This is a genomic window from Novosphingobium sp. G106 (assembly GCF_019075875.1).
In the GTDB taxonomy this organism is placed as follows: Bacteria; Pseudomonadota; Alphaproteobacteria; order Sphingomonadales; family Sphingomonadaceae; genus Novosphingobium.
The window spans coordinates 270,467-294,483 of record NZ_JAHOOZ010000001.1; the positions used below are offsets into that span (position 1 = coordinate 270,467).

Consider the following 24,017-nt stretch of genomic DNA (forward strand, 5'->3'; position numbering starts at 1 on the left):
GAGGGGGCGCGAGCGCACTGCTTGCGTCATTTTATTTTGAACCGCTACAGGCTGTCCCTCACCCATTTTTCTTGCATCATCGCCTTCCGATCGGCCTTCAGATGGGCGTGATGGGGCCCGACTTTCTAGCCGCGCCGCTCGAGACCCTGCAACAGATCCGTGCGATTGGTTATCGATCCGTCGAGGTCAGCGTTGCAACTCCGGATCCAGCCCTACTGCGCAAGCAACTCGATGATGTCGGTCTTGCTTGTACCAGTGGCATGGTGGGCGGCGGTCCAGTCAACCTGTCGACCCCCGACGCATTGATTAAGGCGGCCCACAGCCTTCGTCTCACGGATGTAGTGCTATCCGCCTTGAGCCCACCCGGAGGTTTCAAACCCACCAAGGCCACCGATATCATAGGTGCCTATGTCGAGATGACAACGACGCTAACCGCGGATGACTATCTGAAGACAGCGGAGCAGCTCAATCGTCAGGGTCAGGCGCTCGCCCGGGAGGGGCTACGCCTGGGATACCACAATCATAATTTTGAGCTGCGTAGGTTTGGAGATCTGAGCGGCCTGGAGATCCTGTTGCAGAACACGGATCCTTCGGCCGTTTCATTCGAGATGGACGTGGGCTGGATCACCGCGGGCGGCTTGGACCCGATACCGCTGCTCGACGCTCACCCCGGGCGCTTTACACAAATGCACGTGAAGGAAGTGGCAAGAGGGACTGCGCCTAATACGGTCTTGAACATCGTCGCCGCGCCGATTGGTATGGGCCAGATCGATTGGCCGCGAGTCCTTAGCGCTGCCCGGGCCCATGGCATCAAACACTTCTATGTCGAGCAGGATCCTCCCTTCACTATCCCGCGCTCGCAGATGATTACCGAAGCGTTCGGTTACCTATCTCGGGTCCGGGCACCGTGACGTCCGAACCTGCCAACGGTCCGCACAATGGGAGCGGTAAATGATCAATCGACGGACAATGCTGAAAGCGGCTGGCGCTACGGGCGCCGCAGGGACCGCCGAGCTGATCTGGAAACAAAACTCGGCTTCTGCCGCCGAGACCAGCAGCACCAGCACTGGGGAGGTGGCCCTTCGGCCTGATGAGTTCGCACTCATTGCGGCAATGGCGGAAGGGGTCATTCCCAAGACAGATACACCGGGCGCCATAGGGGCGGGGGGTGCCGGAGTTCTTTCGGCTGATTTTTGACGAGTGGTTCTTGAAAGAGCAGCAGGTGGCGTTCCGCTTGTCCTTGCAGTCTTACGATAAGCAGGCCCGAGAGCTATTCGGTCGCGATTTCGTCAAATGCAGCGCCTCTGAGCAAATGAAGCTGCTCACTGAATGGGACAAGCAGGGATCGAACCCTTACGCGAGTCCGCCTCATCCTTTCGGCGAGTTCAAGAGGCTGACGCTGCACGGATATTATACGTCCCAAGTCGGTCAGAACGAAGAACTGAAGACGACGATGGACGGCGCGGAGGACAATCCGAACGGCCCGGTCATGTACGGCATAGCCGGCATGTTTTGATGCTCGAAAATACATTCAGATCAGGAATTTCTCATGGAAGATAGCTATGACGCAATCGTCGTCGGATCGGGCATCTCGGGCGGATGGGCCGCCAAAGAGCTGACCGAGCGCGGCCTGCGGGTCCTGATGCTCGATCGCGGCCGCATGGTCCGGCATGGCGAAGACTATCCCACCGAACATCAGCCTTCCTACGAGATGAAGTTCCGCGGGTTAGGTGACAATCGCAAGTACCACATGGAATACCCAGGCCGGCCAGGATCGGGGAACGAGGCGAGCGGTCACTTTTTCGCGAATACACGCGATCATCCCTACACAACTGCCCCCGACCGGCCGTTCAAATGGACCCGCGGCAATCAGGTTGGCGGCAAATCCTTGATGTGGGCGCGTCAGAGCTACCGCTACGCACCCATCAATTTCGAGGAAAACGCTCTCGACGGGCACGGCGTGGACTGGCCTGTGCGGTATTCCGACATCGAACCATGGTATGATCGCGTCGAGCAGTTCATCGGCATTTCTGGGTCGGTTCTTGACTATCCGACGGCACCGGGCGGCAAGTATTTTCAGCCCCCGATGCCGATGAATCCGATTGAACGCGACATGCAGGCGCGGATGAGCAAGGCGTTTCCGGACCGGCCACTGACGATGGCGCGGCTTGCCAATCTAACGCAGGCCATCGGCGATGACCGTCAACCATGCCACTATTGCGGCCCATGCGACCGAGGCTGCTCAACTGGCTCCTATTTCTCGACCCAGTCCTCGACGCTGCCGGCGGCGATGGCCACCAAACGCCTCACGGTCATGGCGGACAGCATCGCTACTCGAATCCTGACTAACGAAACCGGCGAACGCGCGACCGGTGTCGAAGTGATGGATGCGAAAACGCGCCAGAAACGCACCTATCACGCCAAGATGGTTTTCGTCTGCGCTTCGGCACTCGAAAGTGTCAGGTTGCTGCTGCTTTCCGCAAACGAAAAGCACCCCAAAGGCCTCGGAAATTCCACTGGCCTGGTCGGGAAATATATCATGGATCATCTGCTTTCCGACTTTGCGACTGCAACAACTCCTGGGCCCCAGATGCCGCACATCACCGGTGGCCGGCCAGGTGCTCTCTGGATGCCGCGTTTCAGGAACATTCGCGGCGAAGAGCGCCAAGACTATGTGCGGGGCTTCCAGTGCAATGCAGTCGTGTTCAACGATGACTGGCAGCGCGGTGCACGTACGCCGGGCATCGGGGTGGGTCTCAAAAATCAACTGCGTCAGACGGGCGACTGGCATGTCCTGATCGGAGCATTGTGCGAGATGCTGCCTTCGCTGAGCAACCAAGTTACTCTCGATCCCAAGGTCCGCGACGCTTGGGATAGCCCCGTGTTGCGGATGGATGTGACATTCGGACCGAACGAGCTGGCCATGAGCAAGGCGGCCGGGGACGACATGGTCGAGATGATGAAAGCGCTGGGCTATCAAGGCGTGATGCGTATCGGCGGCGAAAAGCCAGTTCCTGGTTCGCAAATTCACGAAATGGGCGGCGCGGTAATGGGGCGCGACAAGCGGACGTCGGTGCTTGATGCGCACAATCGCTCTCACGACATACCCAACCTGTTCGTCACGGATGGCGCAGCCATGTCATCGTCTTCGCAGTCCAATCCGTCGATCACCTATATGGCGTTCACGGCACGGGCAGCCGCTTTCGCGGCGGGCGAATTTAAAGCGGGAAGGCTGTGATTCCGGTCTTCACTGGGATGGTCCTGAACCTGCCGAAGTGGCGCGGCCGCGCTGCTGGCTGCATGGCCAAGTCCGAGTTGCGCTTGGCGCTTGACCCAAAGGCGAGGCCAACTTCCACTGAGTTTCTGTGCGGCCACGCGCCAATCTCGCGGCGGCGGACATTTGTAGCCTACGCCCCGCCGGGTTCAATGAACTCAATCTCACAAAAATACCTGATGGAAAGCCAAGGTGCCCGATGCGACTGAAATCTTTTATTGTCATTATTTTGGTCACCATAGCTTCGACCTCGGCGCAGCAGGCGGCCGTCGCGGCGACAGGCCGATCCGATGGGGAAACCGTGTTCCGCCAGCGGTGCCAAGCCTGCCATAGTGTCGTGGCGGGGGCAACCTAACCGGGTTGGCCCAAATCTGGCTGGCGTGGTGGGCCGCAAGTCAGCCTCGGCTCGGGCGTTCAACTATTCGGCCGCGCTCAAGGCTTCGGGCCTCACTTGGACGCGGGCCAATCTCGATCGCTTTCTGCAAGGGCCGGCGCGTATGGTGCCCGGCACGCGCATGGCCGTTGCATTGACCGACAACGCCCAACGTGCCGCGGTGCTCACTTATCTGGCTGCACAGAAATGAGGCGCATTGGCACAGTGCCCCAAGGGGGGGCTTCCGCGTGAAAAAAACGATCAAGCGCGTAGTGCTCTGGGGTTTGCTGCCAATCGCGACAATCATCGCGATCATGGTGGTGTTCAATTGGGACCTCGTCGAGCGCGTGTTTTTGGGCGGCGTAAAAGTCTACGAAACCCAGCCGCCCGCTCTTCCGGGCGACCTCAAGCATCCGGCTGTCCTCGTTTTCTCCAAGACCAACGGTTATCGTCACGAAGAGGCGATCCCGGCGGCCAATGCGCTGTTTGCCCAGATCGCGAAGGACAAGGGCTGGGGCTATTTCCAGACCGAGAACGGCGCGACCTTCTCGCCCGAGATCCTTTCGCGTTTCGACGCTGTCGTGTTCAACAACGTCAGCGGCGACGTGTTCACTCCGGCACAGCGCGAAGCCTTCAAGACCTGGCTCGAGAGCGGCGGCGGCTTTGTCGGCATCCATGCGGCGGGCGACAGTTCGCACGAGAAATGGGGCTGGTACATGAACGACGTCATCGGCGCCGTCTTCACCCAGCACACGATGAAGCCGCAGTTCCAGAAGGCGACCGTTCATGTCGAGGATGCGAGGCACCCGGCGACGCAGGGCCTGCCGGCCTCTTGGGCTCGCACCGAGGAGTGGTACTCGTTCGCCAAGTCGCCGCGCGGCAAGGGCTACGGCATTCTCGTGACGGTCGACGAGAAGACCTACAATCCCGAGGGTGTGTTCGGGAAGGACCTGCACATGGGCGATCACCCGATGGTGTGGTGGCACTGCGCGGGCAAGGGCCGGGTGCTCTACTCCGCCTTCGGTCACCAAGCGGCCGCCTATGCCGAGCCGGAATACCGCACGCTGCTGACCAGCGCCGTTACCTGGGCCGCGCACCAGCAGGGCAGCGAATGCGGCGCGACGCCGGCTGCTCCACCCGCAGCGGAGAAGGTGCCGTGAAACCCGTCCGCTACGGCATGGTCGGCGGCGGCCAGGGCGCCTTCATCGGCTGCGTCCACCGCACTGCTGCGGCGATTGCCGGCAACTGGCAACTCGTCGCCGGCGCATTCTCCTCGACGCCGGAGAAGTCGAAGGCTTCGGGTCTCGAGATCGGTGTCGATCCCGAGCGGACTTACGGTTCGTGGGCCGAAATGCTCGAGGCCGAGGTTGCGCTGCCCGCCGACCGGCGGATCGAGGCGGTCTCGATCGTCACGCCCAATCACATGCACGCCCCGCCGGCCATTGCCGCGATGGAAGCGGGCTTCGACGTCATCATCGACAAGCCGCTCGCCGATAGCCTGGCGAACGCGCAGGCCATCGCCGATGCCGCCGCGCGCACCGGCCGCAGGATCGCGGTGACGCACACCTATACCGGCTATCCGCTGGTCAAGCTGATGCGCAAGCTGGTCGCGGGCGGTGAGGTCGGGGCGGTACGCCGTGTCTCGGTCAAATACACGCAGGACTGGCTCAGCCGCGCCGAGGACCTCGAAGGCAACAAGCAGGCCGAATGGCGCGTCGATCCGACGCGCTCTGGCGACGCCGGCGCATTCGGCGACATCGGCACCCATGCCGCTAACCTCGTCGAATTCATCACCGGCGAGCGCATTGCTGCGCTCTGCGCCGAGCTCAGCATGCTGCCCGGGCGCCGCATCGACGACGACGGCGCGGCGCTGTTCCGCCTCGCCGGCGGCGGCAAGGGCACGCTGACCGCGAGCCAGGTCTGCGTCGGCGACATGAACGACCTCGCCATCGCGGTCTATTGCGAGGAGGCCGGGCTGCACTGGCGCCAGGAACAGCCCAACACCTTGACGATCAAGCGGCGCGAACGGCCCGACGAGGTGTACCACGCCGGTGCCAACCGGGCCTACGTACCCGGCGACATCGCCGCGATCCAGCGCACGCCCGGCGGCCATCCCGAAGGCTACCTCGAAGCCTTCGCCAACATCTACCGGGCCTTCGGCGAGCAGCTCCGCGGTGCTCCGGCACCGCAGGACGAGCCCGGCTATGCGACGATGGCCGACGCGCTCGCCGGCATGAATTTCCTGCGCGCCGCGCTCCAGTCCAGCCGCGACGGCGCGGTCTGGATCGACCTCTGAAGAGGATGCAATGATGAAGGGTCCCGCCATCTTCCTCGCCCAGTTCGCCGGAGACGAGGCGCCGTTCAACTCGCTGGGTGCGATCACGAAATGGGCCGGTTCGCTCGGTTACAAGGGCGTGCAGATACCAACCTGGGACGGCCGTCTATTCGACCTGGAGAAGGCGGCTGAGAGCCAGGACTACGTCGATGAAGTCAAAGGCATCTGCGCCGAGGCCGGCGTCGAGGTGACCGAGCTGTCGACGCATCTCCAGGGCCAGCTCGTCGCGAGCCACCCGGCTTACGATACGCTGTTCGATGGCTTCGCCCCGCCGCAGGTCCACAACAACGTCGGCGCGCGCACCGATTGGGCGGTCGAGCAGCTGGGCCTCGCCGCCAAGGCCAGCCGGCGCTTCGGCTGCACGGCCCACGCGACTTTCTCGGGCGCGCTGATGTGGCACATGGTCTACCCCTGGCCGCAGCGCCCCGCCGGTCTGGTCGAGGAAGGCTTCGCCGAACTCGGTCGCCGCTGGAAACCGATCCTGGACAAGTTCGACGAGAACGGCGTCGACGCCTGCTACGAACTACATCCCGGCGAAGACCTGCACGACGGCGTCACTTTCGACCGCTTCCTCGAAGCGGTCGGCAACCATGCGCGCTCGAATATCCTCTACGATCCGTCGCACTTCGTGCTGCAGCAGCTCGACTACCTGGCCTTCATCGACATCTACCACGAGCGGATCAAGGCCTTCCACGTCAAGGACGCAGAGTTCCGCCCGAACGGCCGCGCCGGGGTCTATGGCTCCTATTCGGGCTGGGTAGACCGGCCGGGCCGGTTCCGCTCGCTGGGCGATGGGCAGATCGATTTCGGCGCCATTTTCTCGAAGCTGACGCAGTATGGCTACGACGGTTGGGCGGTGCTCGAATGGGAGTGCGCGCTCAAGCATCCCGAGCAGGGCGCGGCCGAGGGCGCACCGTTCATCGCCCGCCACATGATCCGCAAGGCAGAGAAGGCGTTCGACGACTTCGCCGGAACGGGTTCCGACAAGGCCCTGATCGCCAAGGTCCTCGGGCTCGGCGCGTGAAACGATAACAGAACGGGATTGAGGGATATGGCCGAAGGTTACAACCGCAGAAGCATCTTCTGGATCTGCGTGCTGGCGCTGTTCACGGCGGCGCTGTCGTTCTCGATCCGCACCGGTGCGTCGGGCGCGATCAAGGCGGCGGTGCTCGATCCGGCGGTTCCGGCCCATTCGGGCGAATGGATCGCCGCGGCGCTGGGCAACTCGTTCCTCGGTTTCGCGCTGAGCCTGCTGGTGATCAGTCCGTTGCTCGATCTGATCGGCGCCAAGCGGGCGATCCTCTTCGCCTCGGCCTGCTTCATCGTCGGGCCGGCGTTGATTCTGCTGTCGCCGAGCATGACCGGGATTGGCCAGGTCTATGGCCTGCTGACTGCGGGTATGGTCGTCTCGGGCTTCGGTTGGGGGGCCTCCGAAGCGTCGATCAATCCCGTTGTCGCGACGCTCTTTCCGGACGAGAAGACTGGCAAGCTCAATGCTCTCCACGCCTGGTGGCCGGCGGGCATCGTCACTGGCGGCCTGGCCAGTCTGCTGTTCTTCCAACAGCTCGGCCTGAGCTGGCAGGCGCTGATCGGCCTGATCCCTATCTCGGGTGCGGTGTTCGGGCTCTGGGCGCTGACCCAGCGCTTTCCCAAGACCGAGAGCACGGTTCAGGGCGTGCCGTTCATAGCCATGCTGGCGGAGCCGTTCAAGCGGCCGACCTTCTGGATATTCCCGGCGATCATGTTCCTCACCGCCTCTGCCGAGCTAGCGCCGGGGTCCTGGGTCGATATCGCGCTGACCCAGACCGTCGGCATGCCGGGCATCCTGGTGTTGATCTACGTCTCGGCGATCATGTTCGTCATGCGCCATTTCGCAGGTGCGCTCGAAAAGCGCTTCTCCGACATGGGCCTGCTTTGCATGTGCACGATCCCGGCCGCTATCGGGCTCTACCTGCTCAGCGTGGCGAATTCGCCGTTGACCGCGATCGTCGCGGCAACGCTCTGGGCCTTCGGCGTCTGTTTCATGTGGCCGACGATGATCGCCGCCTCGGCGCGGCGCTTTCCACGCGGCGGGCCGTGGTCGATCGGCATCGTCGGCTTCGCCGGGGCCATGGCGATCTATTTCGTGCTGCCCGAGATCGGCAAGATCTACGACAAGGCCAAGCTCGACAAGGCCGGCGGCGAGAGCGCCTTCGCCGCGCTCCAGCCCGGCCCCGAGCTCAGTCATGTCCTGGCCTATGCCGCCCAGCAGTCGTTCCAGGTGATCGCGCTCGTGCCCACCGTACTGTTCTTCATTTTCGGCGCGGTCTGGCTGGCCGAACGCGGCGGCAGGGCCAAGCGGGGCGGTGCCGTGGCAGCGGAGCAATCGGCATGAAGATTGGCATGAACCTGTTGCTCTGGACCGGCCATGTCGGCGAGGAGCATGTCCCCGTCCTGCGCGCGCTCAAGGCCGCCGGCTTCGACGGGGTCGAGGTGCCGGTCTTCGACGCCAACGACGGACAAGTCTACACCGAGAGCTACCAAATCATCCGCGATTGCTGGGACCGCGCAGCATGATCGGCACCGGTCGCCGCGCGTTCCTGAAAGGAGGGATCGCCACTATCATGGCCCTGTCTACGAAATCCGCCTCGGCGCGCAGCGCGCGCGGCTTCTTCGCACGGAACGGTCGCCCTATCGGTCTGCAACTCTACACGCTCGGCGAGGAAGCGGGGAACGATCTCGATGCGACTTTCGCCGCCGTAGCCGAGATCGGCTATCGTGACATCGAGCTGCCCAATCTATACGGTCACACTCCGGCGGAAGTGCGCGCTGCCGCCGACAAGGCGGGCGTTTCGATCAGCAGCCTCCATCTAGCGATGAGCACGCAGGGTGCCACCACGGGACTTTCGCTATCGAGCAGTCCGTCTGAGATCGCCGATGGGCTCGGCGCACTCGGTGCCAGACGGGCGGTCTTGCCTATCGCGCTGTTTCCCGAGAACTTCCGTCCGAAGATGGACGCCAATATCCAGGCCGCGATCGTGGAAGCGTTCGCTGCAGCCGGCGCGGACATCTGGAAACGCACCGCCGCGGTGCTCAACGAACGTGGCACCGCGTTGAAGCCGCTCGGCGTCAGCCTGGGCTATCACAATCACAACCTCGAGTTCGCGCCAATCGGCAACACGACGGGCTGGGACATCCTCGTTGCCGAATGCGATCCCGCGCTGGTCGATTTTGAGGTCGACGTGGGCTGGATCGCGACCGCCGGGCTTGATCCCGCCGTGTTCCTCGCGAAGCACAAGGGCCGTGTCAGTCAGCTTCACGTCAAGGACGTCGCGGCGTCCAATAGCGTCAATTTCGCGCTGTCTATGCAGCCCGCCGAAGTGGGTTCGGGCAAGCTCGACTGGGCTCGCATCCTGCCAGCCGCGCAGGCGGCGGGCGTGCAGCACTTCTACGTCGAGCAGGAAGCGCCCTTCGCCTTGCCGAGGTTAGAATCCATCCGCCGATCCTTCGCATTCCTGTCCGGACTCCAGGCATGAGCCGCAGTGCAACGACCTTCGATATCCATCCATGCCAGGCGTCAGATCCGGCAGAAGGGGAGTACCATCCATGACTGACATTTCGCAGATCGACCGCCGGTCGCTGCTCAGCGCGGCGCTCACGTTGGTGGGCGCGACGGCCGCCGCGGGCTTCAGCCCCGAGGCCTTCGCCAAGGCCGCGGCGCGGCCCAAGCCCTATCTCGATCCGGCGAGCTTTGCGTTGCTCAGCGCGATTGCCGATACGATCATTCCGCAGACCGACACGCCCGGCGCAATCGGAGCGCACGTGCCTGCGAAATTCGATGCCTTGTTGATCAACTGGGCTGCGCCCCAGCGCCGGGCCGAGCTTTCCGGTGCGATGGCCGGGATCGACCGCGAGGCCAAGGAAAAGCGAGGCAAGGGTTTTGCCGAGCTATCGCCAGATCAGCGCAAGGAGCTACTCGCCGCGCACGATATTGCCGGACTAAAGCCAGTCCCGCGCACCGACAAGCTGACGGGCATGCGCGCGATGATGGCAGGCCCGTCCGTGGCGGACCCCGGCTACGCGAAGCTCAAAGAGCTGATCGTGCTGCTCTATTACTATTCCGAAGAGGCCCTGACCACCGAGCTCGTCTACGAGCACGTCCCCGGCGGCTGGACACCCTCGGTCAAGGCAACCCCCGAAACCCGCAACACCGGCGGGTTGGGCATGTTTTAAGCGGAGATCCAGACAATGTTCGATGCAATCGTAGTCGGCTCCGGCATGAGCGGCGGGATTTCCGCCAAGGAACTGTGCGAGCGGGGCCTCAAGGTCCTGGTGATCGAGCGCGGGCGCAAGCTCGTGCACGGCGAATCCTACACGGACAATCTCCAGCCCTGGGAAGTGCCCAATGCGGGCATGGTCCCCGAGGAGGATCTCGCGCGCCACTACAAGATCCAGGGCGAGAGCTTCATGACCTCGCCGACCCAGCGATACTGGGTGAAGGACGACGAGAACCCCTACATCACCCCCGAAGGCAAGCCTTTCGACTGGATCCGCGGTTATCACCTGGGTGGCCGCTCGATCATGTGGGGCCGCCAGTCGTACCGCCTGTCAGCGCAGGACTTCGAAGCCAATGCCAAGGACGGCCATGGCTCGGACTGGCCGATCCGCTACGACGACCTTGCGCCGTGGTATTCGCATATCGAGAAGTTCATCGGCGTCGCCGGCGACCGGGACGGCCTGCCGCAACTTCCCGACGGCGAGTACCTGCCGGCCTTCGGGCTCAACGACGGCGAACTCATGTTCAAGGCCGCGATCGAGAAGGCGTTCCCGGGCCGCAAGGTGATATCGGGACGCACGGCCAACCTGTCGAAGGCCCAGCCGCATCACGAGGAGCTGGGCCGCACCGATTGCCAGGCGCGCTCGCTCTGCGATCGCGGCTGTTCCTACGGCGCCTACCACTCGAGTCTGTCCTCGTCGCTGCCGGCTGCCGAGCGCACCGGCAACCTGACGATCGTCACCGATGCCATCGTCCATTCACTGGTCCATGACCCGAAGACCGGCAAGGTCACCGGCGTGCGGACGATCGATCAGAACACCAAGGTGGGCAAGACCTACCAGGCCAAGGTCGTATTTCTCAACGCCTCGACGATCGGCACCGCGCAGATCCTGCTCAACTCGAAGTCCGAGGCCATGCCGCGTGGGCTCGCCAATTCGTCGGACATGGTCGGGCGCAACCTGATGGACCATCTGTTCGCGCTGTCCGTCTCCGGGATTTTACCAAACGGCCCCCAGGACAGCTTCTACCACGGCCGCCGTCCGACCGGGATCTACATTCCGCGCTTCCGCAATGTCACCGAGCCCGGCGACTTCCTGCGCGGCTTCGGTTATCAGGGCGGCGTGTCCCGGATGAGCTGGCGGGCAGCCGTGGGACAGCCGGGGATCGGCGCGGAGCTCAAGGCGCGCACGCGCAAGCTGGGGCCTTGGTTTACCTACGTGTCGGGCTTCGGAGAAATGCTTCCGAACCGGGAAAACCGCGTGACGCTAAGTGCTACCAAGATTGATAAGTGGGGCATTCCGATCGTCGAGGTCAACTGCGCGCACGGTGAGAACGAGGCAAAGATGGCCAAGCAGATCATCGAGGATGGCAAGGCTATGGTCCAGGCCGCCGGCGGTATCGTCGTCTCGGTGAACGAAGAGCCGGGGGCGCCGGGCCTTGGCATCCATGAGATGGGCACGGCCTGCATGGGCAAGGATCCCAAGAGCTCGGTACTCAACAAGCACAACCAGTCGCATGACGTGCCAAACCTGTTCATCACCGACGGTGCTGCGATGGCTTCGAGCGGTTGCCAGAACCCGTCGCTGACCTACATGGCGCTGAGCGCACGCGCGGCGCACCATGCCACCGAGTTCCTTAAGGCGGGGACTATCTGAGGGGAACGCAGACGTGGCCAGCAATCCAGGCATGGCTGCTGTCGCCGTTACCCCGCTTCAGGTGCCGGGGCGGCGCGGTCGGCCAACGGCCCCACATGTTGCGGCGATCGAGGACGAAATCCTCGACGCCGCGCACGCGCTGTTTCTCGAATTTGGCTACGCAGCCGTCTCGATGGAGGGCATCTCCGAGCGCGCCGGTATCTCCAAGGGCGCGCTCTATGCGCGGTACGCGGGCAAGGAGGCGCTGTTCCGCGCGGTCATCCGCAAGCGGTCGGACATATGGTCGGCCGAAGCGGGCACGCAGGATCATCTTATGCCGCGCGAGCTTGGGCTGCGGCTAATTCACCACGCCCGGATGCTTGTGCGCATGTTTGCCCGGACCAAGTACTGTCAGACCTCGCAGTTGATCCAAACTACTGCAATCTCCTTTCCAGATATCGCGATCTACTGGCAGCAAAATGGCGCCCGGAAATACATTGATTACCTGGCAGCGGATATGGCTTCGGTCGAGGGCCCAAACCGAGGAGACTGTCCAGATTGGCAGTTCCTCGCGTGGCTGCTCCTCGATGGATTGTCCGGCTGGTACGGCCTCGAGGCTTTGTTAGGCGCGGTTTCGGACGAGCGGATGGATTGCTTTGCCGGGCAACTCATTGAAACGATCCTTGCGGCGATTGCCGCGCATGAAAATCCGCTGTGATCGCAGTTCAACTAAGGGGCATCCCATGAAACGCTTCGTAATCGCTTTTGCAGCGCTAACCGCTTCTCATCTGGCGAGCACTGCCGCATCCGCCGCCGCGCCCGTTACCGATTGCCCACTGCGCGACGCGCCGTTCTCTATCGACTCTCCGCTGCTCGACATCCTGCTGAGCCCCGCGGCCAAGGCGGTGATGGAGAAGACGGCTCCTGGTCACCTCGACAAGATTCCCGCGCAATTCGCAGGCACGACTCCTCCGACCTTCGCCGCCATCCTAAGCGGACGGGAGGCCAGCATGTTCACCGGGATCAAGCCTGAAGCACTGCCTGCGATCGATGCCGCGCTGCGAGCACTGCCGGTGACGGCTGCCGACAAGGTGGCCCGCTGCGCTCGCTACGACAACGATCGTCCCGCCTTCAACCTGCCCGCCGGCAAGTCGCACCTGCTGCTGTTCGAGAAGATCAACGGCTTCAAGGATGAGCCCTCGGTCAATGCCGCTCACGCGGCTTTCGTCGCCATGGCCGCACGCAAGGGCTGGGCGGTCGAAGTGACAGACAAGGCCGGCGCGTTTAATCCCGCGACGCTGCGCCAATTCGACGCGGTGATCTGGAACAACATCAGCGGTGACGTCCTGACTCTGTCGCAACGCCGTGCGTTCCAGGGCTGGCTTGAGCAGGGCGGCGCGTTTCTGGGCGTCCACGGCACCAACGGCGATCCGGTCGCATTCTGGCCCTGGTTCACAGATACATTGATCGGCGCCCGCTTCCTCATGCATCCGATGGCGCCGCAGTTCCAGGACGCGCGTGTCGTGGTCGATGATCCGAGCCATCCGATCGCGAAGGGGCTCCCGCGCGAATGGGTGATGAACGACGAATGGTACTCGTTCAAGAGCAACCCCCGCGCTGCTGGCGCCAGGGTGATCGCGACGCTCGACGAGGGCACCTACAATCCCGCAGGCATGATGAAGATGAATCTGCGCATGGGCGACCATCCGATCGCCTGGACCAAATGCATCGGCAAGGGACGCATGTTCTATTCGGCGATCGGCCATCGGCCGGAGACCTATTCGGAACCCCACTACGTCGCGATGCTCGAAGCTGCGGCCGACTGGGCGGCGGTGTCGGGCAAGGGCGATTGTCCGGCGCGCAAATGAACGAGGAATATTGATGGGCAACCGCGGATCGCTGCTTGGCATCGCGCTCGCCGCGGCCACTGCCATGTCTATCTGGCCTGCGCTTGCCGAAACTCCCCCCGCGGCGCCCGTCGCCGCTCAGGAGCCTCAGACCTCGCTCGAGCAGCAGTTTCGCGACCCGCCGGATTCCGCCCGTCCGCGCGTCTGGTGGCACTGGATGAATGGGAACATCACCAAGGACGGGATCGCGAAAGACCTTGCCTGGATGAGGCGCGTCGGCATTGGCGGTCTGCAGAACTTCGACGCCGACTTGATGACGCCGCAGATCGTCACAGACCGGCTGGTCTACATGCACCCCGACTGGAAGGACGCGTTCCGCTTCGCCGCGAGCGAGGCTGACCGGCTGGGCCTCGAGCTAGCGATCGCCTCGTCGCCAGGCTGGTCCGAGACCGGCGGACCCTGGGTCAAACCCCAGGACGCGCTCAAGAAGCTCGTGTGGAGCGAGACCGAACTCGCTGGCGGCAAGCGCTTCACCGGCAAACTTGCGCCGCCGCCTGTGGTGACGGGACCATTTCAATCGCTCGGGATCAACGACATCATGGCCGGCCCGCCGAGCAAGGATGCCAAGCCGCCGCCGACCTATTATGGCGATGTCGCAATCATCGCATATCCGCTCGCCGATGATGTCGCGTCGCCATCGCCAAAGGTGGAAACGCTTGACGGTCCGGTGACCGATCCCGCCGCACTCTTCGACGGTGATCTCGACAGCGGCATCAAGGTCAATCGCGGCACAGTAAACAGGCCCGGTGTAGTGACGATCAGTTATGCCGCGCCGCAGACGATCAGATCGGCCACGTTGTTTCTGCCTGATCCGCTGGCGGCACTGATTGGATCGACCGTCGTGCCTCGGCTCGAGGCGAGCGATGACGGCGCCGCTTGGCGCACCGTCAAAGAGATCCAGTCGGGCTCGGTCCCTGTTACGGTCAGCTTTGCTCCCGTCACTGCGCGGCACTTTCGGATCGTTCTTGCGCCGGGTGCACCTTTGGACATCTTGCGCGCCGATTCCGCGCCGGGCGTCGCCATGCCCGATTATAAAACTATGCTGGCCAGCATGGCCAGCGAAGGGCCGACCACGGTCAACCAGTTCACCCTGTCACCGGACGTCAAGGTCGATCGCTTCCAGGCGAAAGCCGGCTTCTCTATCGAGCGCGACTATTATGCGCTGAGCGCGGGCTTGCCCGACGAGCCCGGCGTGCCGGCCTCGCGGGTCATCGACCTGACCTCGCGGCTCAAGCCCGACGGCACGCTCGACTGGATCCCGCCGAAAGGCCAGTGGCGCGTGCTGCGCCTCGGCTATTCGCTGCTGGGCACGACCAACCACCCTGCGCCGCCCGAGGCGACGGGGCTCGAGGTCGACAAGTTCGACGGAGCCGCGGTACGCCGCTACCTCGAGCACTATATCGGCATGTACAAGGACGCCGCCGGACCGGGAATGGTCGGCGACAAGGGCGTCCGCGCGATCCTGACCGACAGCATCGAGGTGGGCGCCGCGAACTGGACGCCGCAGATGGTCGCGCAGTTCAAGCGGCTGCGCGGCTATGACCCGACGCCGTGGCTGCCGGCACTGACCGGCACGGTGATTGGCTCGCGCGCCGAGAGCGACAAGTTCCTCTACGACTACCGCCGCACGCTGGCCGACCTGATGGCCAGCGAGCATTACGGCACCGTCGCCAAGGTCGCGCATGAGAACGGTCTGAAGGTCTACGGCGAGGCGCTCGAGGACCACCGCCCGTCGCTCGGCGACGACATGGCGATGCGCCGCCATGCCGACGTGCCGATGGCGGCGATGTGGACCCATTCGCGCGAGCAGGGGCCGAAGCTCACCTATCTGGCGGACATCAAGGGCGCCGCGTCGGTCGCGCATATCTATGGCCAGAACCTCGTCGCGGCCGAATCGATGACCGCGTCGATGAACCCATGGAACTATGCGCCGCGCGACCTCAAGCGGGTCATCGACCTGGAGTTCGTGACCGGGGTGAACCTTCCGGTGGTTCACACTTCGGTGCACCAGCCGGTCGACGACAAGATTCCCGGCCTATCTCTGTATGTCGTCGGCCAGTACTTCAACCGCCACGAGACCTGGGCCGAGATGGCGAAGCCCTGGGTGGACTACATGGCGCGCAATTCGCTGATGTTGCAGCAGGGGCGTAACGTCGCCGACGTCGGCTATTTCTACGGCGAGGAACCGCCGCTCACCGGCCTATATGGTGACAAGGCGGTGGCCGATGCGCCGACGCGCTACGCCTATGACTTCGTCAATGCCGATGCCCTGGCCGGTGCGCTGACCAACGATGGCGCCGAGCTCGCGGCGCCCGGCGGCGCGCGTTATCGCGTGCTGTACCTGGGCGGATCGTCACGGAAGATGACGCTGGGCACCCTGCGCAAGCTGGCCGCGCTGGTCGAAGGCGGGGCGACCGTCGTCGGCATGAAGCCCGAAGGCGATCCGGGCCGCGACGGTGCCGCATCCGAATACGCCGCGCTTACCGCCAGGCTCTGGGGCGGGGGCGCGGAGACCACGGTGGGCAAGGGCCGCGTCATCGCCTCCGCCGACATCGAAGCGGCCCTTACCCGCATTGGCGTCGCGCCCGATTTCCGCTTCACCGGCGGGCAGGGCGGGGCGGACATTCCCTTCGTCCACCGCATGCTCGCGGATGGAGACAGCTACTTCCTGGTCAACCGCAAGGACCGTGCCGAGACGATCGAGGCGCATTTCCGCGTGACTGGCAAGGCGCCCGAACTGTGGCACGCCGACACCGGAACATCCGAAAAGGTCAGCTACCGGATCGCCGGCGGCGAGACCGTGGTACCGCTGACGCTGGCGGCCGACGAGTCGGTCCATGTCGTGTTCCGCCAGCCCTCCCAGCACGATGCGCTGGCGATCAAGAAGCTGGTTCCCGCGCCGCTCGCCGAGCTGGGCGGGGCCTGGATGGTCAGCTTCCAGAAGGATCGCGGCGCGCCGGCGTCGGCGAGCCTGCCCGCGCTCGCGCCGCTCGACGAAAGCACCGATCAGGGGATCAGGTATTTCTCCGGCATCGCCACTTACGCCAAGGACTTCTCCGCCCCGCGCGGCTGGAAGCCCGGCCAACCGCTGTGGATCGACCTCGGCGACGTGCGCGAGTTGGCCGAGGTGACGGTCAACGGCAAGAGCATCGGCACCGCCTGGCACGCGCCGTTCCGGCTCGACATCGGCGGCGCGGTGCGCAGCGGACGCAACCGGCTGGAGGTTCGGGTCGCGAACCTGTGGGTCAACCGCCTGATCGGCGACGCCCGGCCCGGCGCGAGCAAGATCACATGGACCGCGACGCCGAGTTACAAGCCCGATGCGCCGCTGCGGCCTTCGGGCTTGATTGGGCCGGTACTGCTACTGGGGCAGCGAGGCCCATAGATCAGACACCTTACTCACATTGGCAGACATCCGCAGCGGTCATGTTTGCACGTTCAGCGTAGGTGCCGCACCATGCGAGTGCATCGTGAAGGTTGCGCCTGTCCGTTTGACGCGCAAACCGTGATCAACCTCCAAACAGACTTTAGGCGACTATCCGTCATCAAGAAACGGATTCAAGATGACGGCTAATTTTGCACCGAGTTGGATGTTTTTTCAATATTTTCTGAATTGAAATAGTGGGTGCACAATTGTACGAAGAAGAAATTCCGTTCGCGTGAGGAGTGCGGCGTTGTCACTGCAAACCGATGCACAAGATTGCCTGCTCGACGCCGTTGCAGATCGAAATGGCGTCGATGTGCCACCCGAAAAGATGGGAGATGTGAAACCATCGGACGGCGAAATCGGTGCGCAAAACGGACTGGCTTGGCAACTGACGCTCGAGGATGCGGCCAACCGTCTGCGCGACCGCCAATATTCCACGCGGGAGCCGACGCTTGATAAGGCGAACATCCTCGTCAACAAGGTGCTTACGGCGTCACAGGCCTATCTGGAGGAGTTGAGTCGCCCAACCAAGAGTGCCGCCGGCACGTTCTTGCTTTGGGGCGGCGGCGCCGCAGCGGCCGGAATAGTCGCTGCGATAGTTTATCATTTGTCGCAGCGCCGCTCATGATGCGGGTGTTTTCTTCCTGCACTGGTCTCGCGGCGCTTCTGCTCGCCCACGGCGCGTCTGCTCAAGAATTTGCAAAAGCGCTCTGTGATGATGCTCCGGCGGCAGACCGGACAATCGATCCCATCACGCTTCGCAGCACTGCTCTTCAGGGTGTCGACTACGACACGCTCGACTACGATCATGATGGAACGCCGACAGCCGATGAAATATTTCGCGCGCTGACGACCGATGCCTACCTATTCTGCACCGTGAAGACCGCAGATACGGACGGTCGAGCGAAGGCTTGCGGGGACGGTCAGGAACAAGCTCTGCGTGTGGCCAATGCCAAGCTGACGGGGTTCTGGCAGCAGAATGGCGCGCTCTACGATGTAACCGTTGTAGCAAAGCCAACCAATGAAGATGTGCGGCTGCGGCCTGGGTTGAGTGCCAGACCCTGGGCGGCATTGCTCGATGAGCGCGGCCGCTACGCTAAGGCAGTGTGCCGAAGTGCGCCTGGCGTCCAGATCGCGGCCGCGGGAGAAGAGAAGAAGCGACCTGCATTTCTACTTGGTAAAGATATCGACAGCCTGACGGTGTCTCGAGAAGGCGAAGGGCGGGACCGTCTGGCTAAGGTAACGCCGGCCGAAGTCAGTTTTATGTCTGACAATGTCGCCGACACGCGAACCTTTGCCATCGATGCCGTGGCGGGCCTGCGCGTGGCCGACAGTGCGCGCTTTAAGTTTACGCCGTTCCTGCAATATTCTCGGTCGGAAGTACGGGATCGGAAGGCCGGGACAAGCGAACTGACCGGCAAATTCGCTGCCGGTGCGGTCAGCACCGTCATTTTGGGGTTCGATCAGTTCGACCTCACACCTCTCTATGCGCGTGATCTTAAAAATCATGCCGAGCTATTGACGGGCCGCATAGCATGGCGCCCCGGATTTCTTTATCGTGCTCGACCCTTCAATAACTCATGGCATTTCGCATGCAAACGGTCACCGCGAGGCGCCTGTGAATTCGGTAACGGTCTTGCGGTTTGGGCTGATTTTCAAGTCATCAGTTCGTTCGGCACTGTCCTAGATAAGGGCAATGATCCGACGTTCATCGACGGCAAGAGTTATGTTCGCTTTGGCCCCTCCGGAGCACTGCACATATATGGGCTGAGCGGCCTTGCAGAAGACATGTCGCTCGACGTAACCTACAAGCGGCTGTTTCGGATTTCAGGCGACGGGAAGCCGGTGTACGCTTTCAAAGCAGACCTCAGCTATTGGATCGCCGGATCCGAGCATGTATCGCTGACAAGCGGCTATGAACGCAGCCGTGACGAAGATACTCTCGAGCTGTCCGACGAGTGGAAAGTCGCGCTCGGGGTGCGTTTCTGATTTGGAAGAGTATTGTCGCGCGAGAACCCGGCGGTAAGCGTCGGGGATAGACGGACGCCGCCGATCCGTCTCGGTTACCCGCGCGAGCCCTGCGCCTTGTCACGCATCAAGAGCGGAAAATTCTCCTTGGTCAAGCTCCGGCTCAGCAGCGACCATTGAGCGCGGCCATCCAGCCCGCGATGTCAGCGGATCGGCGGCGCGCCCTCACGAGCGTATCCTTGAGTCAGCGCCGGACTAGCTCTCTCCATCATCGACCTGCAGAGACTGTCGCAAAGGGTCGATTACGGAATAAGTCCAGGCATCTTGGAGCCGCTGATGCACTGCTTGAGCGGTGCTGTGAGCGGCAGGGCTGATTTCAAACCACTCACGCCAGATCGCCGCAACGTCGTGCTTGTAGCCGGCGCCAAGTCCGTAACGCCCATTGCTTTTCGCCCAGCTCTCGCTCTCGCCAGAGAGCAACAGCCCAAAAGCATCGCTTCCGATAGCGCGCGCGGTGGCGAGAAACTGCTGCCGATGCTCGTCCATACGCTCCCTGATTGCCTGCAGGGTCTGCACGATCGTCGGGAGGTCCTGGTATTGATCCTGCAATTCGTCGAGCTTGTGCGCAATGCGCAGCGCCATCGGCGCGGTTCGCAGATTGGCGTCTATGCGAACGCCTTGCCCCAGGATGTGATCGAACTGGAACTGATTCCAGTCGCCTTTTCGGGCGATTGAGGCGGCGATCGAGCTGTGATGCCCGACAGCCATTTGATCGATCAAGTTCTGATGGGCAGGGCGGATGCCGATCGGAAGTGAGGCCACCATGTCCAGGATGCGGCCGAGCTGTGTTCCGACATCCCGGCGCGCTTCGGCGGCTCGAACGTCCTGAATGTTCTCGCGTAGATTTTGGACGCCGGCAGCTGCCGTGTTTGCGCGCTCAACGTAGTGGCCTCGCATCGCGCTGATTTGACCGCGCAAAGTCTTCCAGATCTTGTCCGGATCGTCATTGCGAGCATCGAAGAAGTAGATGGGAGTCTTGGGAAGGTTCGCGCTGACGAGTGCTTGATCGACCTCCTTCCGGCGCACGGCGTAGCCTTGCTGGCGCGAGGAAGGCGGCGTCTCGAAGCCCGACATTTCCAGCGCCTCGTCGCCACGTGGAAGAACGAGGATGCATTGCCGCATATTCGTGGCAACGTCGTATCCGGCCTCCACGGACTCCTGCAAGAGGCGTTGTACGGTGGCATTCGGCGCGTCGGCGAATTTGGTACACAGCACCATCAAGGTGCGAGGGTCTTCGGCCAGATCTGCAAGGTCGGGGCGTTGCGTCACGCTTTCGACCCCTTTGGTGTCGACGACCTGGAGCACCTGTCCATCCGCGCTTAGATGGCGCGATGGCATGAGAACGGTAATGCGGGCGGGTACGCTGAAACGCGGGTCGAGGCCGCCGTTGATGGCGGATACGAGCCGGGACAACCACAATAGGCCATCTTCGCTGCCTTCCGGAAGCAGGATCTGGCGTTCCTTGCGAGCGGGAAGGTCCATTTTCGAGACCACCCGGTCCGTAACTTCGTCGATGCCAATTCCTGAGGCGAGTAATTCTGCGATCGGGTCATTGGAGACGGTCTCGTCGTCGACGACTGTTTCTGTGGTGCGCATCGCCGACATCGTCCGCAGGACGCGGCTCACTTCCGCAGGCACGCCCACGCCCGCGGCCCCCGGAGCAAGGCTGGAGACAAGGTCGCGCGTCAGTCGCAGCACTTCCTCGTCTTCGATGGTGTCGACCATAATGCCGAATGTGGGGGCAACCCGGATCGCGGTCTCGCACACTGTAGTTCGTCCCGATCCCACGGGAAAGGCCGGCCGGCGGCCGCTTCTACCATCGCCTACGAGCAATCCCACAGCATGAGTGAGGGCAGTCGTCTTCCCAACACCAATATCGCCGACCCACGCCACAACATGGTCGCGTCGACGCAGATAGGCCTCCGCCATGCGCAGCTTCGCTCGGAGCAAGCCAATCGGACTACGCAGGATCGGGTCGTCGTTATCTACCTCGAACTCTTGGAGGTCCCGAAGAGCCTGATCGATCGTCCAAAGGGCATCCTTGTCGGGATGGAGAAATGTCGGGGGTTCCTGTTGGAGCCAGGAACGGGCGTAATAGTCTCGTACATCGTGGGCGAGCTCGGATCCGATTGCGCTCAGATAGCGATCTGCCATTTCGGCATCGGCTTCGTCGGCCTTCTCCAGCTTGGATAGGACACTCGCAACGGTTCCCATCGCCTTGGCAAGCGCGGTCTGGCTAAGCCCACTCGCTTCGCGCACGTGCTTGAGCACGTCTGCTGGTATGGTGTAGACCATGGAATTCTCCGACTTTCTCCATTCCATATTCCATATAACGCGAAATTTCGCAAGATAGGATTAGGTTTCTTGGAAAATCATCGGATAAAGTCCAATTCTAAGCGCACTCCTATGAAAACGAGTGCAATCCACTCGAAAGTCACCTAACTTTCGCGCATCTCAGATGCGGAAAAGTTATGGCGCTCCATTTGGTGGGGGAAACCCTCGACAGGCATCGCGCCCACGCGTTGGCGCGCACTGGCAAACTCCTAAGCTTGCACCGCGGCGTCTATGTGGACGCGGATGACGATATCGACAAGGTCGTCGTCGATCACGCGGTCCGCATAGCGGCTTTCCTCTATCCGCAAGCCTACCTTTCCGGTGCAAGCGCTAGCCGGCTGGCTGCTACGGAGGATGGCCAGCTGTTCCTCTCGGGCCGGCGCAACAACCGCACGCGCATCCGCGGGCTGGAGATCATTCAGAACCAGGCGCCCGCGCAGCCATCCACGATCCCCGTCATCGTAGGCGATGACATGGGCGAACTCCATCTTACCGCCTCTTCACTTCGTCAGCGCTTTCTTGAAGCTTTTCGCCAACGCAGCCAGCATGCCAACGCGATTGACCCCGCAATGCGCCGGCAGATGGCAGATCGACTGATCGAGGAATTCGGCCATGCCGATGCCGCTGCCGACCAGCTGTGGGCGCTTGGCCGGGTTAACCAGTGGATCCGGGAAACGGAAGCTGCCGAACACTACCTCAGGACCGACGCTCGCCAGGCGGCGCCCATAAACAAGGCCGGCTTCGAACTCGTAGTCGCCTGGCATGGAGACGTGGTGGGGCACCTCACGCACGACGGCGCAGAGTGGAGGTGGATTGCAGCGGACGGTCCGAACCCGCCGTTGGTCAGGGAAAATCGTCCGGGGAGCCTACCCGCTTTTATCGAATCCCTATTGCCAGAAGGTTGGCTCGCTCAGGTCCTTGACCAGCGCGACGAGCGAGAGACCCTGCGAACGGGAAGCAGGTACATGTCGAACATCGCCATCGTCGCCGACCTTGATCAGTTGGCGGAGCTTCCTGCCGACGTCATCGAGGGACGTCTCGCGCAGTTCGATGACGCTGGCCTCTTCACCGGCCGATATCTTGGCCCTGCCAAGCAAGCGCTCGAAGATTCGTTCCAGGAAAAACTGGCCCGCCTCTTCGCCGACCGGCATACTCCGCGACTGTCAGGCATCCAGATCAAGGCTCCCATGTCTCTGCGTGTGGACGGTCATCTGATCCCGGCGGTGGAAGCGCCCTTCACGCACATCCTCAAGCCTGCGGGTACAGGGGGATACGAGCAGCTGCCCATTGTCGAATGGATATGTCTCGGCCTTGCGCGCGCAGCGGGCTTCGAACTTCCGGAAGTGGCCTTGATAGATATGCCAGACGGCATGGCGCCTGCGCTGCTCGTCGAGCGCTTCGACATACGCCGATCCGGCAACGATACGCGGCGCCTGGCTCTGGAGGACTTCTGTTCGGTGCTCGACCTTCCTCCAGCCCGAAAATACGATGGCACGGTCGAGCGAATGGCACGGGGACTTCGAAGCCTGTCCACTGACCCCGCAGCCGATCTCGAGATTCTATTTCAGCGTGCACTATTCGCCTGGCTCATCGCGGACGGCGACATGCATCTTAAGAATCTCGCGCTTCTCAAGGTCGCCGAGGCTGGCGCCGACCGGTTTAGGGATGTCCGCTTTTCCCCCGTTTACGATGCCGTCACCACGCACGTCTTCCCAGGGCTCGAGAGCGATCGAATGGCTTTCAAACTCAACGGCAAAGACAATCGTCTGACCCCTGACGACTTCCATGCGTTGGCTCGGACAATTGAACTGCCGCAGGCACGCGCAAGTGAGCTGATGGCATCTTGCGCGCGCCGAGTGGCCGATGCAGCGCCGGCCCTCGCACTGCCCGCGCCCTTCGCAAATCGAGGCGATCGCACGCTCGACCGCATTCGTCAGATCGTCCAGGAACGCGCTCAACCATTCGTGTGAGCGGGGAGGAGGGGCGCCTCATCGGCCCTGACGGACCTTCGCGCGTCACTTTTACGCTTCCTCACAAAGCGGGCCCGTGATGTCGGCGATGGGTGATGGGCTCGTTCGCAGATAGCAAATGCGCCCACACGATGCCCTCGCCAAGCATATCGGTGATCTGTCCAAAGACATCACGATTGATCTTCACGCCCGACTAGCTTGGCGGGAGGAGTCTATTGGGTTCTCGTTCCGCCGACTTTCGGCCATTCAACGCGCCAAATCGGATTCCCGAGAACTGCCGTACATTCAGCAGTCAATCGTTGTGGTTCCGAAAAGAAACGAACCCTTTGGGGCGTCGTTGATATCAACCGCTGGATCGCCGATGTAAAAGGCGATGTCGGGGCGTGACCCGCGCCAAGCGCACGACATGTCATGGCCTGGCACCGCACGAGTGAACGCCAATTCGCCACAATCTTGTAAGCGAGAAATAGTAAATCTAAC

General features: G+C 62.6%; 20 protein-coding genes. 19 read left to right on the forward strand and 1 reads right to left on the reverse strand.

Annotated features, from left to right (window positions below):
* Positions 1-101 precede the first annotated feature (101 nt).
* From KRR38_RS01235 to KRR38_RS01320, 18 genes are all read left to right on the forward strand, one after another.
* Entirely contained in the window at positions 102-911 is an 810-nt protein-coding gene (locus KRR38_RS01235; RefSeq protein ID WP_217397830.1) for a sugar phosphate isomerase/epimerase, read from the forward strand.
* Positions 912-951: 40 nt separating this feature from the next.
* Entirely contained in the window at positions 952-1,197 is a 246-nt protein-coding gene (locus tag KRR38_RS37655) for a twin-arginine translocation signal domain-containing protein (RefSeq protein ID WP_217397832.1), read from the forward strand.
* Complete coding sequence (locus KRR38_RS01245; protein WP_217397834.1) at positions 1,169-1,516, forward strand: gluconate 2-dehydrogenase subunit 3 family protein; 348 nt, start codon at positions 1,169-1,171, stop codon at positions 1,514-1,516. The genes KRR38_RS37655 and KRR38_RS01245 overlap by 29 nt, the downstream gene beginning before the upstream one ends.
* Positions 1,517-1,549: 33 nt before the next feature.
* Complete coding sequence (locus KRR38_RS01250) at positions 1,550-3,238, forward strand: GMC family oxidoreductase N-terminal domain-containing protein (RefSeq protein WP_217397836.1); 1,689 nt, start codon at positions 1,550-1,552, stop codon at positions 3,236-3,238.
* Between the two features lie 419 nt (positions 3,239-3,657).
* Positions 3,658-3,858 carry a cytochrome c family protein gene (locus KRR38_RS01255; protein WP_217397838.1) on the forward strand — a complete coding sequence of 67 codons (201 nt, stop codon included), beginning with the start codon at positions 3,658-3,660 and terminating at the stop codon, positions 3,856-3,858.
* A gap of 37 nt (positions 3,859-3,895) precedes the next feature.
* Positions 3,896-4,807, forward strand: a complete 912-nt coding sequence (locus KRR38_RS01260) for a ThuA domain-containing protein (protein ID WP_217397841.1) — start codon at positions 3,896-3,898, stop codon at positions 4,805-4,807.
* Positions 4,804-5,943, forward strand: coding sequence for a Gfo/Idh/MocA family oxidoreductase (locus tag KRR38_RS01265; RefSeq protein WP_309140949.1), 1,140 nt, complete (start codon positions 4,804-4,806; stop codon positions 5,941-5,943). The genes KRR38_RS01260 and KRR38_RS01265 overlap by 4 nt, the downstream gene beginning before the upstream one ends.
* Before the next feature lie 13 nt (positions 5,944-5,956).
* Positions 5,957-7,006, forward strand: coding sequence for a sugar phosphate isomerase/epimerase (locus KRR38_RS01270; protein WP_217397845.1), 1,050 nt, complete (start codon positions 5,957-5,959; stop codon positions 7,004-7,006).
* Positions 7,007-7,033: 27 nt separating this feature from the next.
* Entirely contained in the window at positions 7,034-8,356 is a 1,323-nt protein-coding gene (locus KRR38_RS01275) for a sugar MFS transporter (protein WP_217397847.1), read from the forward strand.
* Complete coding sequence (locus KRR38_RS01280; protein WP_217397849.1) at positions 8,353-8,538, forward strand: hypothetical protein; 186 nt, start codon at positions 8,353-8,355, stop codon at positions 8,536-8,538. Before KRR38_RS01275 ends, KRR38_RS01280 begins: the two co-directional genes overlap by 4 nt.
* Positions 8,539-8,585: 47 nt before the next feature.
* The gene (locus KRR38_RS01285; RefSeq protein ID WP_217397851.1) at positions 8,586-9,497 is read left to right on the forward strand and encodes a sugar phosphate isomerase/epimerase; all 912 of its coding nucleotides are present in this window, start codon (positions 8,586-8,588) and stop codon (positions 9,495-9,497) included.
* 70 nt (positions 9,498-9,567) lie between these two features.
* The gene (locus tag KRR38_RS01290; RefSeq protein WP_217397853.1) at positions 9,568-10,194 is read left to right on the forward strand and encodes a gluconate 2-dehydrogenase subunit 3 family protein; all 627 of its coding nucleotides are present in this window, start codon (positions 9,568-9,570) and stop codon (positions 10,192-10,194) included.
* Positions 10,195-10,209: 15 nt separating this feature from the next.
* Complete coding sequence (locus tag KRR38_RS01295; RefSeq protein WP_217397855.1) at positions 10,210-11,892, forward strand: GMC oxidoreductase; 1,683 nt, start codon at positions 10,210-10,212, stop codon at positions 11,890-11,892.
* Between the two features lie 13 nt (positions 11,893-11,905).
* Positions 11,906-12,589, forward strand: a complete 684-nt coding sequence (locus KRR38_RS01300; protein WP_217397857.1) for a TetR/AcrR family transcriptional regulator — start codon at positions 11,906-11,908, stop codon at positions 12,587-12,589.
* A gap of 25 nt (positions 12,590-12,614) precedes the next feature.
* The gene (locus KRR38_RS01305; RefSeq protein ID WP_217397858.1) at positions 12,615-13,739 is read left to right on the forward strand and encodes a ThuA domain-containing protein; all 1,125 of its coding nucleotides are present in this window, start codon (positions 12,615-12,617) and stop codon (positions 13,737-13,739) included.
* Positions 13,740-13,752: 13 nt separating this feature from the next.
* Positions 13,753-17,163 (forward strand): glycosyl hydrolase, encoded by a 3,411-nt coding sequence (locus KRR38_RS01310; RefSeq protein WP_217397860.1) that lies wholly within the window; start codon positions 13,753-13,755, stop codon positions 17,161-17,163.
* Positions 17,164-17,452: 289 nt separating this feature from the next.
* Positions 17,453-17,833 (forward strand): hypothetical protein, encoded by a 381-nt coding sequence (locus tag KRR38_RS01315; protein ID WP_217397863.1) that lies wholly within the window; start codon positions 17,453-17,455, stop codon positions 17,831-17,833.
* A complete protein-coding gene (locus KRR38_RS01320) occupies positions 17,830-19,194 on the forward strand; it encodes a hypothetical protein (RefSeq protein ID WP_217397865.1) in 1,365 nt (454 codons plus the stop codon). The genes KRR38_RS01315 and KRR38_RS01320 overlap by 4 nt, the downstream gene beginning before the upstream one ends.
* 234 nt (positions 19,195-19,428) lie before the next feature.
* On the opposite strand, the gene KRR38_RS01325 is transcribed toward KRR38_RS01320, so the two are convergent.
* On the reverse strand, positions 19,429-21,528 hold the full coding sequence (locus tag KRR38_RS01325) for a helix-turn-helix transcriptional regulator (protein WP_217397867.1): 2,100 nt from the start codon (positions 21,526-21,528) through the stop codon (positions 19,429-19,431).
* 176 nt (positions 21,529-21,704) lie between these two features.
* On the opposite strand from KRR38_RS01325, the gene KRR38_RS01330 reads away from it, so the two are divergent.
* Entirely contained in the window at positions 21,705-23,537 is a 1,833-nt protein-coding gene (locus KRR38_RS01330) for a type II toxin-antitoxin system HipA family toxin (RefSeq protein WP_217397869.1), read from the forward strand.
* Positions 23,538-24,017 lie beyond the last annotated feature (480 nt).

Excerpts from the sequence above, each read along its gene's own strand:
- KRR38_RS01280 (WP_217397849.1), top strand. The coding sequence starts at position 8,353 with ATGAAGATTGGCATGAACCTGTTGCTCTGGACCGGCCATGTCGGCGAG.
- KRR38_RS01325 (WP_217397867.1), bottom strand. The coding sequence starts at position 21,528 with ATGGTCTACACCATACCAGCAGACGTGCTCAAGCACGTGCGCGAAGCG.
- KRR38_RS01290 (WP_217397853.1), top strand. The coding sequence starts at position 9,568 with ATGACTGACATTTCGCAGATCGACCGCCGGTCGCTGCTCAGCGCGGCG.
- KRR38_RS01320 (WP_217397865.1), top strand. The coding sequence starts at position 17,830 with ATGATGCGGGTGTTTTCTTCCTGCACTGGTCTCGCGGCGCTTCTGCTC.
- KRR38_RS01285 (WP_217397851.1), top strand. The coding sequence starts at position 8,586 with ATGGCCCTGTCTACGAAATCCGCCTCGGCGCGCAGCGCGCGCGGCTTC.
- KRR38_RS01270 (WP_217397845.1), top strand. The coding sequence starts at position 5,957 with ATGAAGGGTCCCGCCATCTTCCTCGCCCAGTTCGCCGGAGACGAGGCG.
- KRR38_RS01235 (WP_217397830.1), top strand. The coding sequence starts at position 102 with ATGGGCGTGATGGGGCCCGACTTTCTAGCCGCGCCGCTCGAGACCCTG.
- KRR38_RS01310 (WP_217397860.1), top strand. The coding sequence starts at position 13,753 with ATGGGCAACCGCGGATCGCTGCTTGGCATCGCGCTCGCCGCGGCCACT.
- KRR38_RS01275 (WP_217397847.1), top strand. The coding sequence starts at position 7,034 with ATGGCCGAAGGTTACAACCGCAGAAGCATCTTCTGGATCTGCGTGCTG.
- KRR38_RS37655 (WP_217397832.1), top strand. The coding sequence starts at position 952 with ATGATCAATCGACGGACAATGCTGAAAGCGGCTGGCGCTACGGGCGCC.
- KRR38_RS01250 (WP_217397836.1), top strand. The coding sequence starts at position 1,550 with ATGGAAGATAGCTATGACGCAATCGTCGTCGGATCGGGCATCTCGGGC.
- KRR38_RS01295 (WP_217397855.1), top strand. The coding sequence starts at position 10,210 with ATGTTCGATGCAATCGTAGTCGGCTCCGGCATGAGCGGCGGGATTTCC.
- KRR38_RS01330 (WP_217397869.1), top strand. The coding sequence starts at position 21,705 with ATGGCGCTCCATTTGGTGGGGGAAACCCTCGACAGGCATCGCGCCCAC.
- KRR38_RS01305 (WP_217397858.1), top strand. The coding sequence starts at position 12,615 with ATGAAACGCTTCGTAATCGCTTTTGCAGCGCTAACCGCTTCTCATCTG.